The following is a 14,549-nucleotide window of genomic DNA, read 5'->3' as shown; positions in this document are numbered from 1 at the left end:
ATCTGGAGTCGTCAGCATCAGCTGACGATGTCAACACACGCTGACGGGTTCTGTCGCGAAGGTGTCAGGGACACTCAGGCCGGGCCAGGAGCCCGGCTACCGCGTCCCGGATCTTCGCCAGTTCTGACTCGGCGATGGTCCGGCTGGCAGTCACATCGGCGGCCGGTAGCCTGCTGATCTCGAGATAGCCCTTGACCTTTGGCTCGGTGCCCGACGGACGGACCGCGACCCGTAGGCCCTCGCCGGTGAAGACGAGGGCGTCGGTGCGCCGTTGTCCGCGCAGCTGCGCCAGGTCCTGCGTGTGGACCGGGGTACCGGCGATCTCGGTCGGCGGTTCGGCCCGCAGCCGGGACATCACCGCGTCGGCGTCGGTATGTACCGAAACCGCGCCGGTGACGTGGACTCCGTACTTTGCGGCGAGATAGTCCAATCGCTGCTCGACCGTCTGGCCTTGATTCCGCAGTGCCACAACCAGATCGCAGAACACCACTGCCGCGCTGATGCCGTCTTTGTCACGCACCGCCTCGGGGTCGACGCAGTGCCCGATGGCCTCTTCGTAGGCGTAGCGCAGGGTGGCACCCGGAATGTCGTTGTCGGCGCGGGCCAGCCACTTGAAGCCGGTGAGGGTTTCGACATGGTGGGCACCGTAGTCGGCAGCGATCGAGCCAAGCAGCTGCGACGACACGAGTGAGCTGGCGACGACGGTGTCTCTGGCTTCGTTCGGGCGCAGGCGCGACAACAGGTAATCGCCCAGCAGCCAACCGGTTTCGTTGCCGGACAGCATGCGCCAGCCACTGGTGGTCGGGATGCCCACGGCGCAGCGGTCCGCATCGGGATCGAGGGCGATCGCGACTTCGGCGCCGGTCTCGGCGGCCAAAGCCAGCAGCAGGTCGGTGGCGCCGGGCTCCTCGGGATTCGGGAACGTCACGGTGGGGAAGTCCGGGTCGGGGTCGAATTGTGTTGCCACCGCGCGAATATCGGCGATGCCGGCTCGGTTCAGCACATCAACCGCCAGTGCGCCACCGACTCCGTGCATCGCGGTCAGCGCCACCCGGACGCCACCTTCGGTCGTGCGCAGTGCCCCGGTGTGCCGCGCGTACTGCTCGACAAGCGTCTCATCGGCGGGCGTCACGGGCTGCCGGGCGACGTCGGTCGGCGCCTGGCGCATGGCGGTCTCGATGTCCCGATCGGTCGGCGGGACGATCTGGATGCCGCCGTCGAAGTACACCTTGTAGCCGTTGTCGGCCGGCGGATTGTGCGACGCCGTGATCTGCACGCCGGCCACGGCATTGAGATGTCGCACCGCATAGGCCACGACGGGTGTCGGCGCCGGGTGGGGGAGCAACACTACGGAAAATCCCTGGGCGGCAAAGATTTCTGCCGTCGCGGTGGCGAATTCGTCAGAGTGGTGCCGCGCGTCGCGACCGACCACGATCGTCGACCCGCCCCGGCAGCGGTCTTTGAGCACCTGGGCCACCGCCCACGTCGCGCGACTGACGGTGGTCACGTTCATGGCGTCGAGACCCTCACGCATGGGCCCTCGGAGGCCGGCGGTGCCGAAGGTCAGAGGTGCGGAAGCCACGGGCTCACATCCGCACGAGTAACTCGGCCAGCAGCGTCCCCATCCGGGTCGCGGACTGGCGTCCTGCCGCCAAGACCTCAGCGTGGCTGAGCGGCTCGCCCGTCATACCGGCCGCCAGATTGGTCACCATCGAAATGCCGAGCACCTCGGCCCCGCCGGCGCGCGCCGCGATGGTCTCGTGCACCGTCGACATGCCGACCAGATCGGCACCGAGGGTCCGCAGCATCCGGATCTCGGCGGGCGTCTCGTAATGCGGGCCGGGCAACCCGGCGTACACGCCTTCGGCCAGCGATGGGTCGACCGCGCGGGCCAGCCCCCGCAGCCGCGGCGAGTAGGCGTCGACCAGGTCGACGAACTGCGCACCGACCAGAGGCGAGCGGGCCGTCAGGTTCAGGTGGTCGCTGATCAGCACCGGCTGGCCCACCGAGTACTCCTCGCGCAGGCCGCCGGCCGCGTTGGTGAGCACCACGGTTTGTGCGCCCGCTGCGATGGCGGTGCGCACGGGATGGACGACATGACGCAGGTCATGGCCTTCGTAGGCGTGGATGCGACCCAGCATGACCAGCACTCTCCGGCCGCCGACCTGCAGTGCCAGCACCTGCCCGCCGTGTCCGGACGCGGTCGGCGGGGAGAATCCGGGGAGGTCACCCATCGCGATGGCGGCTGAGGGCTCGCCCAGCGCGGCGGCGGCCGGGGCCCAGCCCGAACCGAGCACGACGGCCACGTCAAAGCCGGCGATTCCGGTGCGGTCACGGATGGCGGCGGCGGCCTCGGCGGCCGCGAAGTCAGGGGTGGCCTGCGGATCGGTCACGGCGTCCACCTTAGGTCTATCCCGTCGCTTCGCTCGCCCCGACAGTTGCCAGCTGCGGCCAAACGGGCCGGTGCGATACTTCCATGATGCTCACGGGAGACGCACTGCAGACGGTGACCGATGCCGTCGCGCGTCGCCGCGCCGATCTGATCGAGCTGTCGCACTCGATTCACGCCGAGCCGGAACTGGCTTTCGCGGAGCATCGGAGCTGTGCCAAGACCCAGGCGCTCGTGGCCGAACGTGGCTTCCAGGTCACCACGGCCGCCGGCGGTCTGGACACCGCGTTCCGTGCCGACTACGGCAGCGGCGATTTGGTGATCGGCATCTGTGCCGAGTACGACGCGCTGCCCGGCATCGGACATGCCTGCGGACACAACATCATTGCCGCGTCGGCGGTCGGCACGGCGCTGGCGCTGGCCGAGGTCGCCGACCAACTCGGTATCACCGTGGCGCTCATCGGAACCCCGGCCGAAGAGGCCGGCGGCGGAAAAGCGTTGCTGCTGAACGCTGGTGTGTTCGACGACGTCGCGGCGACGGTGATGCTGCATCCCGGCCCGGTGGACATCGCGGGTGCGCGTTCCCTGGCACTGTCCGAGGTGTCGGTGGCTTATCGCGGGCGCGAGTCGCACGCCGCGGTCGCTCCGTATTTGGGTATCAATGCGGCCGACGCGGTGACGGTCGCTCAGGTGGCGATCGGTCTGTTGCGTCAGCAGCTGGTGCCTGGCCAGATGATGCACGGCATCGTCACCGACGGCGGTCAGGCGCCGAATGTCATTCCGGCGCATGCGGAATTGCTGTACACGATGCGCGCAACCGACTCGGCGGCGCTGGACGAGCTGGAAGTGCGGATGTTCTCGTGCTTCGCCGCGGGGGCACTGGCGGCCGGCTGCACGCACGAGGTGACCGAGGTGTCGCCGCGATACGATGCGCTGACCCCCGACCCGTGGCTGACGGCGGTCTTCCGGGCCGAGATGGAGCGGCTGGGCCGCAGTCCGCTGCCGGTGGACCTGGAAGTATCTGTACCTCTTGGCAGTACCGACATGGGCAACGTCACGCAGGTGATGCCGGGTATCCATCCGGTGGTCGGGATCGAGGCCAACGGGGCGTCGATCCACCAACCCGAGTTCACCGCGGCGGCGGCGGGGCCGAGTGCGGACAAGGCCGTCACCGAGGGGGCGATCATGTTGGCGCGCACGGTGGTTGCGTTGGCGCAGGCCCCTGACGAGCGGGCCCGGGTTGTGCAGAAGATGGCGGACCGGGCGGCGGTTCAGCGACAAGTGAAGGCAGGGCGCGGATGACCCTCTCGGACCACGCCGAGCGCTGGCTGGCCACGAACTACGGTGACCTGGTCGGGTGGCGGCGGCATCTGCACGCCAACCCGGAGTTGGGTCGGCAGGAGTTCGAGACCACCAAATTCGTCGCGACGCGGCTCGCCGAGGCCGGGTTGAACCCGAAGATTCTGCCCGGCGGCACCGGCTTGACCTGTGATTTCGGCCCCGAAGACCGGCCACGGATTGCCCTGCGCGCCGACATGGACGCGCTGCCGATGGACGAGCGAACCGGCCTGCCGTTCGCCTCGACGGTCCCCAACGTGGCACACGCCTGCGGACACGACGGCCACACGGCGGTGCTTTTGGGCGCCGGGTTGGCTCTCGCGTCGGCGCCGACGCTGCCGGTTGGTGTGCGCCTGGTGTTCCAGGCCGCCGAGGAACTGATGCCTGGTGGCGCGCTGGACGCGATCTCCGCCGGTGCGCTGGCAGGCGTATCGAGAATCTTTGCGCTGCACTGTGATCCGCGGCTGGAGGTGGGTAAGGTTGCCACGATTCCGGGGCCCATCACGTCGGCGGCCGACCAGATGGAGATCACCCTGCACTCGCCGGGTGGGCACACGTCCCGCCCGCACCTGACGGGTGACCTGGTCTACGCGCTCGGCACGCTGATCACGGGGGTGCCCGGCATCCTGTCCCGTCGCGTGGACCCGAGGCACAGCACCGTGATGGTGTGGGGCGCGGTCAACGCCGGGTTCGCCTCGAACGCCATTCCGCAGACCGGAACCCTGGGTGGGACCATCCGCACCGCCAGCCGCGATGCCTGGGTGGAGATGGAATCGATTGTCCGCGAGATCGTTTCCTCACTACTGGCGCCGCTCAACGTCGATCACACGGTGCTGTACCGGCGCGGCGTCCCGCCGGTGGTCAACGAGGAGCTGTCGACGCGGATCATGACCCACGCCATCGAGGCGCTCGGCCCGGACTCCCTGGCCGACACCAAGCAATCCGGTGGCGGAGAAGACTTCTCGTGGTACCTCGAAGAGGTGCCGGGAGCCATGGCGCGACTCGGCGTGTGGCCCGGCGTCGGCCCGCAGCTCGACCTGCACCAGCCGAACTTCGACCTCGACGAACGCGCCCTCGGTGTCGGCGTCCGGGTGCTGGTCAACATCATCGAGCAGGCCGCCGCCTTTTAACCGCGAGCGTGCGTGTTTGCGGGCGAGACGCCGTGTTTTCCGTGCACTTTCGCGTCTCTCATGCGGCACGAGCGAGGCGTATTTGCGCATCGATCCGCGATACCAACTCGTCGGGCCGGCGCCGGACGTCGTCGTAGACGATCGGCACCACCGTCCACCGAATGTCCATCAGTGCTGACGTCCGGTACCGGTCGGACAACATCGCCTCGGGGCCGCTGTGCCAGTCCATTCCGTCGTACTCGGCCGCGACCCGGTACTGGGGCCAGGCAAAGTCCAGGCGTCGCAACTGTCCACGGCCATCAAGGATTTCGAATTGGAGTTCCGGTGCCGGCAATCCACCGTCGAGCATTATCAGTCGGGCCTCGCTTTCCATCGGCGATTCCGCGCGCGGATCTGCCAGCGGCAGCAACTCCCGCACTGCGACGATGCCTCGACGACCAGCTTGCTTCGTCATAGCCCGTGACAGTTCGACCCGGTCGCAGCAGCGGGAGCGCAACGCCGCATCCAGAGTGGCCAGCGCACGCGGTCGACGCAGTGACCGGGCCACCTCGATTGCTGTCCAGGCTGCGGCCGTGGCCGGGCGACCGCTCACCTCCGCCATCGGCGCACCATGGCGCCGGTGCACTATCAAACCGTCGGCATTCCGCAGCTGATGTCGCGAAGGGTTGAGCACATGCAGGTCCTTCGGGTTCTCCGTGTCGAAGCCGTAGAGCGCGGCCGCGGTACCGAGGCAGACGGGAACGAGCGTGCCTGCCGCGAGGTCGAGCCCACGCAGCCGGATCCAGTCATCGGGTTCGCCGCGGCAGTAGATTCCTTGCCAGATACGTTGCAGAACTCCAGTTCTCAGATCCGCGTTGAATGACAGGCGGGACTGCAGAGTCAGGATCTGGCCGCTGGTAGCCACGGCGCCCTGGGCTTCGAACAACGCTTCGAGGTCGGCATTCATGACCCCGATCCTCAAGTCGTTTCGCGTTCGTCAACAGTGCTCGCGGGCAATCTGTGGATGAATCGCGAACTGTGGACGACGGATCCGGGCGTTCCTCGCTGACGGTTCGGTCGCGCTTATCAACGGTGAGTGCGACGGAAATGCACGCAAATGACGGCGTGTTGCCGGCAAACACGCACGCTCGCGGAGGAGGAAGCGCTACGGCCCGATGTTGCGGGACGGGCGGGTGCGGAGGTGGTGGACGTAGTCCGCGGGGGCGCCGGCGATCTCGGCGGCCTCGGCCATGACCCCGAGGTACCGAGCCGAGGGCAGCCCGCCCTCCCAGGCGTCGACCACATACAGCCAGGCGAGCACCGGTTCGGTCGAGGTATCCGACGACACTCGGTGCACCCGGCACCGGATTTTCTTGTGGATCCCCAGCTCGGAGCCTTCCCAGCGGTCCAGGCGTTCCTCGTCCTCGCGGGTCATGTCGTAGAGCACGACGAAGACCTTCTCGAGCGGATCCTCGACCAGCGTCGCCAGCGCGCCCTCCCAGCCGATGTCGGCGCCGGCGAACGTCAGCCGCCAGCCATGCAGCCACCCCGTGGCCGCCATCGGGGAATGAGGGGCCCGCTGAAGCATCTGCTCCGGATGCATGTTCGATCCGTAAGCGGCGTAGAGCGGCACTCGGCAAGCCTACGGCTTGTTGTCGGGCGTCGGGCACCCAACTCAGGGTTAGATGTAGCCGTGGTTTCGCGCATCGTGATTATCGGAGGCGGTCCCGCCGGGTATGAGGCAGCCCTGGTTGCCGCCGGTTACGGCCCTGAGGCAACGCAGGTCACGGTCATCGACCGTGACGGTATCGGTGGCGCGTGTGTGCTGTGGGACTGCGTGCCGTCCAAGACGTTCATCGCTTCCAGCGGCGTGCGAACCGAGCTGCGCAGGGCCGACGGGCTGGGCTTCGACATCAAGATCGAGGACGCCAAGATCTCGTTGCCGCAGATCAACAACCGTGTCAAGACACTGGCGCGCAGTCAGTCGGTCGACATCGGCGGTCAGCTGCTGCGGGCCGGGGTCAATGTGGTGGCCGGCTGCGGTGAGCTGGTCGACAGCATCCCCGGTATGGCCCATCACCGGGTCAAGGTCACGACGCCCGACGGCCGAACCGGAGTTCTGAAGGCCGACGTCGTGCTGATCGCCACCGGCGCAAGCCCCCGGGTGCTGCCCAACGCCAAGCCCGACGGCGAACGCATCCTGAACTGGCGGCAGCTGTACGACCTCACCGACCTGCCCGAGCACCTGGTCATCGTGGGCTCCGGTGTCACGGGCGCCGAGTTCTGCAATGCCTACACCGAACTCGGCGTCAAGGTCACCGTGGTGGCCAGCCGCGACCAGATCTTGCCGCACGAGGACTCTGACGCCGCCGCGGTGCTCGAGGAGGTGTTCTCCGAGCGTGGTGTGACGTTGGTCAAGAACGCCCGCGCCGATTCGGTGGTCCGTACCGAAACCGGCGTCAAGGTGAGCCTGGCCGACGGCCGCGTCGTGGAGGGCAGCCACGCGTTGATGAGCATCGGGTCGGTGCCCAACACCTCGGGCTTGGGGCTGGAGAAGGCCGGCATCGAGCTCGGCCCCGGCAACTACTTGACGGTCGACCGGGTATCGCGCACCTCGGCGTCGGGCATCTACGCGGCGGGCGACTGCACGGGTCTGCTGCCGCTGGCCTCGGTGGCCGCCATGCAGGGCCGCATCGCGATGTATCACGCGCTGGGTGAAGGGGTTTCGCCGATCAAGCTGCGGACGGTGGCGGCCGCGGTGTTCACTCGCCCGGAGATTGCCGCGGTCGGGGTGCCGCAATCGGCGATCGATGCCGGCACCGTCCCGGCCCGCACGCTGATGCTGCCGTTGACCACGAACGCGCGCGCGAAGATGTCGTTGGTGCGGCGCGGTTTTGTCAAGATTTTCTGTCGACCGGCGACGGGTGTGGTGATCGGTGGTGTCGTGGTGGCGCCGATCGCCTCCGAGCTGATCCTGCCGATCGCGCTCGCGGTGCAGAACCGGATCTCGGTGACGGACCTGGCCCAGACGTTGTCGGTGTACCCGTCATTCTCGGGCTCGATCGTCGAGACGGCACGCCGGCTCATGGCTCACGACGATCTGGACTGACACGCGAACGAGGCCGACCACGTAGGCTCGGGTTCGCAAGGCCTACCGATGAGTAACCACGAGGAGTTCCGCCGTGAGTGACCCGATTCCCGGCCCGGGCAACGGTCAGACCCTGCTGAGTCCCGCGCAGCGCGACACCGCGTGGAACCGGCTCGGTGCCGAGCAGTTCGACGTCATCGTGATCGGCGGCGGCGTCGTCGGCGCCGGTGCGGCGCTCGACGCGGCGACCCGGGGGTTGAAGGTCGCACTGGTCGAGGCGCGCGATTTCGCGTCCGGCACCTCGAGCCGCAGCAGCAAGATGTTCCACGGTGGCCTGCGCTACCTCGAACAGCTCGAATTCGGCCTGGTGCGTGAGGCGCTGCACGAACGCGAACTGTCGCTGACCACATTGGCGCCCCACCTGGTGAAGCCGCTGCCGTTCCTGTTCCCGCTGACCAAACGGCTCTGGGAGCGGCCCTACATCGCCGCGGGCATCTTCCTGTACGACCAGCTGGGCGGCGCCAAGTCGGTGCCCGCTCAGAAACACCTCCTCAAGGCCGGCGCGCTGCGGCTGGCTCCCGGGCTCAAGCGCAGTTCGCTGGTCGGCGCGATCCGTTACTACGACACCGTCGTCGACGACGCCCGGCACACGATGACCGTTGCCCGCACCGCGGCGCACTACGGCGCCGTCGTCCGCACCTCGACGCAGGTCGTGGCGCTGCTGCGGGAAGGCGACCGGGTCACCGGCGTGCGAGTTCGCGACTCCGAGACCGGCGCGGTGACCGAGGTGTGCGGCCACGTCGTGGTCAACGCCACTGGGGTGTGGACCGACGAGATTCAGGCGCTGTCGAAGCAGCGCGGCCGCTTCCGGGTCCGCGCCTCGAAAGGCGTGCACATCGTCGTGCCGCGGGACCGCATCGTCAGCGAGGTGGCGATCATCCTGCGGACCGAGAAGTCGGTGCTGTTCGTCATCCCGTGGGGTACGCACTGGATCATCGGCACCACGGACACCGATTGGAACCTCGACCTGGCGCACCCGGCGGCGACCAAGGCCGACATCGACTACATCCTCGGGCACGTCAACAAGGTGCTGGCCACCCCGCTCAACCATGACGACATCGACGGCGTCTACGCGGGGCTGCGGCCGCTGCTGGCGGGCGAGAGCGAGGAGACCTCCAAGCTGTCCCGGGAGCACGCCGTCGCGGTGCCGGCGCCGGGCCTGGTGGCCATCGCCGGCGGCAAGTACACGACCTACCGGGTCATGGGTGAAGACGCCATCGACGCGGCCAGCGAGTTCGTGCCGACGCGGGTGGCGCCGTCGATCACCGAGAAGGTGCCGCTGCTCGGGGCCGACGGCTACTTCGCGCTGATCAACCAGACCGAACACGTCGGCCAGCACTACGGCCTGCATCCCTACCGGGTGCGCCACCTGCTCGATCGCTACGGCTCGCTGATCGGCGAGGTGCTGGACATGGCCCACAAGAATGCCGCAGTCCGGCCTGACCTCTTGGAGCCCATCACCGAGGCGCCGGTGTATCTGAAGGTCGAGGCCTGGTACGCGGCCGCGGCGGAGGGTGCGCTGCACCTCGAGGACATCCTGGCCCGCCGCATGCGGATCTCCATCGAGTACCAGCACCGCGGTGTGGACTGTGCCCGTGAGGTCGCGGAAGTTGTTGCACCCGTGCTGGGTTGGAGCGCCGAGGACATCGACCGCGAGGTTGCGACGTACCTGGCCCGGGTCGAAGCCGAGGTGCTGTCCCAGACTCAGCCCGACGACGAATCGGCAGATGCGTTGCGGGCGGCGGCTCCCGAGGCCCGGTCGGAGATCCTCGAGCCGGTACCGCTCGATTGAGCCTGCCTGCCCGTCCCGGCTACGAGGGGATCGGACCTGCTCGTCTGCGGGTGCACGGCGGGCCGGTGCTGGCCGAGCTGCACACTCGGTTCGGTGCCGACGCGGCCGCGAAAGTGCTTGCCGGCGAGGTGGTTTGCGCTGATGGCTCCGTGGTCGCGGAGGCAACCGAGCTGCCGGCCGGGGCGTTCATCTATTGGTACCGGGACCTGCCCGATGAGGTCGTCGTCCCGTTTGACATGCCAGTGCTCTACCGCGACGAGAACATCGTCGTGGTGGACAAGCCGCATTTCCTGGCTACCATGCCCCGCGGTGGGCACGTCGTCCAGACGGCCCTGGTGCGCCTGCGGCGGGCCCTGGGGTTGTGGGAGCTGTCGCCGGCCCATCGGCTGGACCGGCTGACCGCGGGCGTATTGGTGTTCACCGCGCGGCGCGAGGTCCGCGGTGCCTATCAGACGATGTTCGCCTCGGGTGCGGTGTCCAAGACGTATCTGGCGCGGTCATCGGCTGGGACGCTGACCGAGACCATCGAATTGCGCAACCGGATTGTCAAGCGGCGCGGGTCTTTACAGGCTGTCGTGGAGCCGGGCGAAGTGAATGCGGTGACTCTCGTTGAGTCGGTTGGGGCTGGGCTGTTCCAGCTGACGCCGTCGACGGGTCGCACTCACCAGCTGCGGGTGCACATGAACTCGCTCGGGTTGCCGATCGATGGTGATCCGTTGTATCCCACGGTGCTTGATGTCCCTGCCGGCGATTTCTCGACGCCGCTGCAGTTGTTGGCTCACCGGCTCGCTTTTGTCGATCCGGTGACCGGGGAGCTGCGCGAGTTCGTCAGTGCGCGGACTCTGGAGGCGTAGGGGTCTCTCCCTGCATAACTCGCGCCGGGAGCTGTCAACTTTCCCTGACGGTCAATGAAAGTTGACCGCTCCAATCCGGAAGTGTCACAACAGGGCCGACACGCCATGCCCCGTTTCGCGACGACACGCCGACGCGGTCACGACGGCCGGTGCCCACTCCACGGTGCGGGCCGGGTCAGGTCAGCTGCCCCCTGTGGTCTACTGCTAGCCATGGACCGCACCACATTTGACCGCCTGTTCGACATGACCGGCCGCACCGCGATCGTGACCGGCGGGACGCGCGGCATCGGCCTCGCGATGGCAGAGGGGTTCATACTGGCCGGCGCCAATGTGGTGGTGGCGAGCCGCAAACCCGACGCCTGCGAGGCCGCCGCCGAGCACCTGCGTGGCCTGGGCGGCAAGGCGATCGGCGTGCCCACGAACATGGGCGACCTCGACGATCTGGACCGGCTGGTGGACGCCACCGTGGCGGAGTTCGGTGGCATCGACGTTCTTGTGAACAACGCGGCCAACGCACTGGCCCAGCCGCTGGGGGAGATGACGCCCGAAGCGTGGGCCAAGTCGTATGACTCCAACTTGCGCGGTCCGGTGTTCCTCGTGCAGAAAGCGTTGCCGCACTTGAAGGCCAGCCCGGCCGCGGCCGTCCTGAACATGTCATCGGTGGGGGCATTCCAGTTCGCGCCGTTCGTGTCGATGTACGCCGCGGGCAAGGCGGCACTGCTCTCGTTCACCCGGTCGATGGCGGCCGCCTACGCGGCCGACAGCATCCGGGTCAACGCCATCGCGCCCGGTCCGGTCGACACCGACATGGTGCGCAACAACCCGCAGGCGGTGATCGACGCGATGGCTTCCAACACACTGATGAAGCGCCTGGCCAACCCCGACGAAATGGTGGGTACGGCGCTGCTGTTGTGTTCGGGCGCAGGCAGTTACATCACCGGGCAGGTCATCATCGTCGACGGTGGCGGAACGCCGCGCTAGAGGCGCCGACGATCAGTACGTATGCAGGGGACCGTGCCGTTTCCCGTACATCACCCTGAGTGCGCAGTCGCGTACGAGCCCTTTGTCGAGAAGCTTGATGCCGGTGTTCGGAATGGCAGGAATACCAGCGAGCTTGTGGCCGTAGCGGCCCATTCGGTACTCCCTGCCCCAGGCCGCCTCCAGGCGCTGGGTGTAGTTGGTGAAGTCGTTTGGGCCGCCGTTCTGCAGCGCCGCGATCACGCTTTCGCCGGCGACCAATCCGGATTCGAGCGCCTTCGAGATGCCCGCGCCCGAAACAGGTTTGGCGGCACCGAGTGCGTCGCCGGTGAAGACCACGCCCGGACGCCACGGCGGCCACGCGGTGAAACCCATCGGCAGTCGCCACGCCCGCACGCTCTTGCTCTTCTTCAGGTCCGCAATCGGCGGCAGGTTCCACTCGCGCGGCAGCGACCCCAGGAATTCGCTGAGTAACTGCGTGGCGTTGATCGCCTGCCAGTTCCGGTAGCAGTTGACATAGCCGACACCGACGTTGAACCTGCCGTTGCCCATCGGGAACACCCAGCCGTAGCCGGGCAACTGATCGCCCTGGAACTGCAGCTTGAGGTAGATGTCGAACGAATCGGTGTCCGGCCGGTTCACGTGCATCTCCGAACGGATCGCGATGGCCGAGTAGCCGTTGTACTCCGAACGGATGTTCAGTGCACGCTTGACGGGTGAGTACGCGCCGTCAGCCGCGATGACTGCGTCCGCCGAGATCTTTTCCCCGGTCTTGAGGCCCACACCGACCACCCGACCCTCTCGGTCAAGTTCCGGTCCTGCCACTTCGGCGCCCTCGCGAACTTCCGCCCCGGCCTTCTCGGCGTGCCTGAGCAACACGGTGTCCAAATGGGTACGGCTGACGGTGTGTCCGTGGTCGGGCATGCCGGGCCGCCTCGGAAAGGACATCTCCCACCGACTCGGGCTGAACACCGTGACGCGATTGATCCGGTGGAACGTGGCCACTTCGTCTGCCAGGCCCATCCTCTGCAGGTAGCTCACGGCCCGCGCGGTCAGTCCGTCACCACACGGTTTGTCCCGGGGGAACTCTGCCTTGTCCACGACCAGCACCTTGGCGCCTGCCTGCGCCGCCTGCCATGCCGCGGCGGAACCCGACGGGCCACCACCGGCAACGACGACGTCATAACGTTCTGTCACGTATCCGCCACTCCGTCCCGAATTTGGTCCAGTTCATCAGCTTTCAGGCGATGCCGCCAGGCGACGACGGCGGGGTCGACGTTCAGTCCGGCCGCATCCCAGTGATCCCGGCGTTGCGGGGTTACGGTGGAAACCGTGGCTTCGATCTTCGGCGACTCCCACCTGAAAAATGTCCGCCTGGTCACCCCGCAGACCACTAAGGGCTGCCAGGACTGCATCGCGGCCGGTACCCGCTGGGTCCATCTACGACTGTGCCTGATGTGTGGGCACGTCGGCTGCTGCGATTCGTCACCGATGAAACACGCCAGTGCGCACGCGCAGACGCCGGGACACGAGATCGTGCAGTCCTTCGAGCCGGGTGAGAACTGGCGGTGGTGCTACGTGCACGAGAAGTACGTCTGAGTCATGTCCCAATTTGTGGACTGCGTGGCAGCTTGCGCCCTGTAGGTGCGGTGCGTCCGCGGGCAAAATGGAATGTATCCAATCAAGTCCGACGGAAGGTTGTCGACCATGACCGAAGTTATTGCAGGAGTGACGATTCCGGATACCGAGCTGGCCCGAGAGGCCACCTCGATCGTTCGGAAGGCGACCGACGACACCTTGTTCAACCACTCCCGCCGGGTGTTCCTGTGGGGGTCGTTGAAGGCGGCCGCGCGGGGCCTCGATGTCGACCCGGAACTCGCCTACGTGGGCGGGATGTTCCACGATCTGGGGCTGACCACGGAGCACGGCACCAAGTATCAGCGGTTCGAGATCGACGGTGCCGACATGGCTCGAAAGCTGTTGCTGGACTTCGGCCGTAGCGAGCAGGAAGTGACGGATGTGTGGCTGGCGATCGCGCTGCACACCACACCGGAGGTCCCGCACCACCTGGCGCCCGAGGTCGCGGTGGTGACTCTGGGCGTCGAAACCGACGTCATCGGCCTGGGTCTCGACGAGATCAGCGACCAACAGCGTGCCGAGGTGATCGCCGCCCATCCGCGTCCCGACTTCAAGAACCGCATTCTGCGGGCGTTCCACGACGGCATGGTCGATCGTCCGGACACGACGTTCGGGACCATGAACGACGACGTGCTGGCGCACTTCGATTCGTCGTTCAAACGGACGAATTTCGTCGACCTCATTCAGAACAACGCCTGGCCGGAGTGAATGCGTGAACCCGGCCCGGCGTCGTTCCTGGATCAGGCTTGCTTGACGGCTTCGATGTCCAGGGTGATGGTGACCTTGTCGCCGACGACGGCGCCACCGGTCTCCATCGGCAGGTCGAGGTCGACGCCGAAGTCCTTGCGGTTGATGACAACTGACGCTTCGTAACCGGAGACCTCGCCTTGGCCCATGCCGGGGCTCACGCCGTTGAATTCGAGGCCAAGGGTGACCGGTCGCGTGTTGCCCTTGATGGTCAGGTCGCCGTCCAGCAGGTAGGACGCACCGTTGGGGCGCACGGCGGTCGAGGCGAAGGTCGCCACCGGGTGGTTCTCGGCGTCGAAGAAGTCGGCCGACTTGACGTGGCCGTCGCGCTGCTCGTTGCCGGTGTTGAGGGATGTCACGTCGATCTCGGCGGTGACTGACGGCGTGCCGTCTTCGGCAACGGTGATGACGCCACTGAAGTTCTCGAACTTGCCGCGGACCTTGCTGACCATCAGATGGCGTACCGAGAATTCGACGGTCGAGTGGGCGGTGTCGATTGCCCAGGTGCCGGCGCTGATGGGAGTGGTTGCGGTGGTCATATGCCTGTCCTTCGTTG

General features: G+C 67.1%; 14 protein-coding genes. 8 read left to right on the top strand and 6 right to left on the bottom strand.

All coding sequences use genetic code 11. From position 1 onward, the window contains the following. Nucleotides 1–64 precede the first annotated feature (64 nt). Nucleotides 65–1,534 carry a phospho-sugar mutase gene (locus ACX12F_RS21475; RefSeq protein WP_459370451.1) on the bottom strand — a complete coding sequence of 490 codons (1,470 nt, stop codon included), beginning with the start codon at nt 1,532–1,534 and terminating at the stop codon, nt 65–67. A 52-nt stretch (nt 1,535–1,586) separates the two neighbouring features. Continuing rightward, complete coding sequence (locus ACX12F_RS21470) at nt 1,587–2,402, bottom strand: purine-nucleoside phosphorylase (protein ID WP_459366359.1); 816 nt, start codon at nt 2,400–2,402, stop codon at nt 1,587–1,589. A 77-nt stretch (nt 2,403–2,479) separates the two neighbouring features. Here ACX12F_RS21470 and ACX12F_RS21465 point away from each other — a divergent pair, with 77 nt between their 5' ends. Beyond that, nucleotides 2,480–3,691 (top strand): M20 family metallopeptidase, encoded by a 1,212-nt coding sequence (locus tag ACX12F_RS21465; protein WP_459370450.1) that lies wholly within the window; start codon nt 2,480–2,482, stop codon nt 3,689–3,691. Beyond that, the gene (locus ACX12F_RS21460; RefSeq protein ID WP_459366358.1) at nt 3,688–4,857 is read left to right on the top strand and encodes a M20 family metallopeptidase; all 1,170 of its coding nucleotides are present in this window, start codon (nt 3,688–3,690) and stop codon (nt 4,855–4,857) included. The genes ACX12F_RS21465 and ACX12F_RS21460 overlap by 4 nt, the downstream gene beginning before the upstream one ends. Nucleotides 4,858–4,915: 58 nt before the next feature. On the opposite strand, the gene ACX12F_RS21455 is transcribed toward ACX12F_RS21460, so the two are convergent. Together ACX12F_RS21455 and ACX12F_RS21450 are read right to left on the bottom strand one after the other, a co-directional pair. After that, nucleotides 4,916–5,803 (bottom strand): type IV toxin-antitoxin system AbiEi family antitoxin, encoded by an 888-nt coding sequence (locus tag ACX12F_RS21455; protein WP_459366357.1) that lies wholly within the window; start codon nt 5,801–5,803, stop codon nt 4,916–4,918. A 198-nt stretch (nt 5,804–6,001) separates the two neighbouring features. Beyond that, on the bottom strand, nt 6,002–6,469 hold the full coding sequence (locus tag ACX12F_RS21450) for a gamma-glutamylcyclotransferase family protein (protein ID WP_459366356.1): 468 nt from the start codon (nt 6,467–6,469) through the stop codon (nt 6,002–6,004). Between the two features lie 60 nt (nt 6,470–6,529). Here ACX12F_RS21450 and ACX12F_RS21445 point away from each other — a divergent pair, with 60 nt between their 5' ends. The 4 genes from ACX12F_RS21445 to ACX12F_RS21430 all read left to right on the top strand — a co-directional run bounded on the left by ACX12F_RS21445 (nt 6,530) and on the right by ACX12F_RS21430 (nt 11,611). Next, a complete protein-coding gene (locus ACX12F_RS21445; RefSeq protein ID WP_459366355.1) occupies nt 6,530–7,945 on the top strand; it encodes an NAD(P)H-quinone dehydrogenase in 1,416 nt (471 codons plus the stop codon). Between the two features lie 73 nt (nt 7,946–8,018). Further along, nucleotides 8,019–9,776: a glycerol-3-phosphate dehydrogenase/oxidase gene (locus ACX12F_RS21440; protein ID WP_459366354.1), complete on the top strand. Its 1,758-nt coding sequence runs from the start codon at nt 8,019–8,021 to the stop codon at nt 9,774–9,776. Next, nucleotides 9,773–10,630 (top strand): pseudouridine synthase, encoded by an 858-nt coding sequence (locus ACX12F_RS21435; protein WP_459366353.1) that lies wholly within the window; start codon nt 9,773–9,775, stop codon nt 10,628–10,630. Before ACX12F_RS21440 ends, ACX12F_RS21435 begins: the two co-directional genes overlap by 4 nt. Before the next feature lie 210 nt (nt 10,631–10,840). After that, nucleotides 10,841–11,611 carry an SDR family NAD(P)-dependent oxidoreductase gene (locus ACX12F_RS21430; RefSeq protein ID WP_459366352.1) on the top strand — a complete coding sequence of 257 codons (771 nt, stop codon included), beginning with the start codon at nt 10,841–10,843 and terminating at the stop codon, nt 11,609–11,611. 12 nt (nt 11,612–11,623) lie between these two features. Here the strand turns inward: ACX12F_RS21430 and ACX12F_RS21425 are convergent, their stop codons facing one another. Then, the gene (locus ACX12F_RS21425; RefSeq protein WP_459366351.1) at nt 11,624–12,805 is read right to left on the bottom strand and encodes a geranylgeranyl reductase family protein; all 1,182 of its coding nucleotides are present in this window, start codon (nt 12,803–12,805) and stop codon (nt 11,624–11,626) included. 135 nt (nt 12,806–12,940) lie between these two features. Between ACX12F_RS21425 and ACX12F_RS21420 the strand changes: the two genes are divergently transcribed. Both ACX12F_RS21420 and ACX12F_RS21415 read left to right on the top strand, forming a co-directional pair. Next, nucleotides 12,941–13,207 (top strand): UBP-type zinc finger domain-containing protein, encoded by a 267-nt coding sequence (locus ACX12F_RS21420; RefSeq protein WP_459366350.1) that lies wholly within the window; start codon nt 12,941–12,943, stop codon nt 13,205–13,207. A 108-nt stretch (nt 13,208–13,315) separates the two neighbouring features. Next, nucleotides 13,316–13,954: an HD domain-containing protein gene (locus ACX12F_RS21415; protein WP_459366349.1), complete on the top strand. Its 639-nt coding sequence runs from the start codon at nt 13,316–13,318 to the stop codon at nt 13,952–13,954. A gap of 32 nt (nt 13,955–13,986) precedes the next feature. Here the strand turns inward: ACX12F_RS21415 and ACX12F_RS21410 are convergent, their stop codons facing one another. Next, a complete protein-coding gene (locus ACX12F_RS21410; RefSeq protein WP_459366348.1) occupies nt 13,987–14,532 on the bottom strand; it encodes a YceI family protein in 546 nt (181 codons plus the stop codon). Nucleotides 14,533–14,549: the final 17 nt, after the last annotated feature.

This window comes from Mycolicibacterium sp. HS_4_1, assembly GCF_054515875.1.
This window is presented reverse-complemented; position numbering and strand designations above follow the sequence as displayed.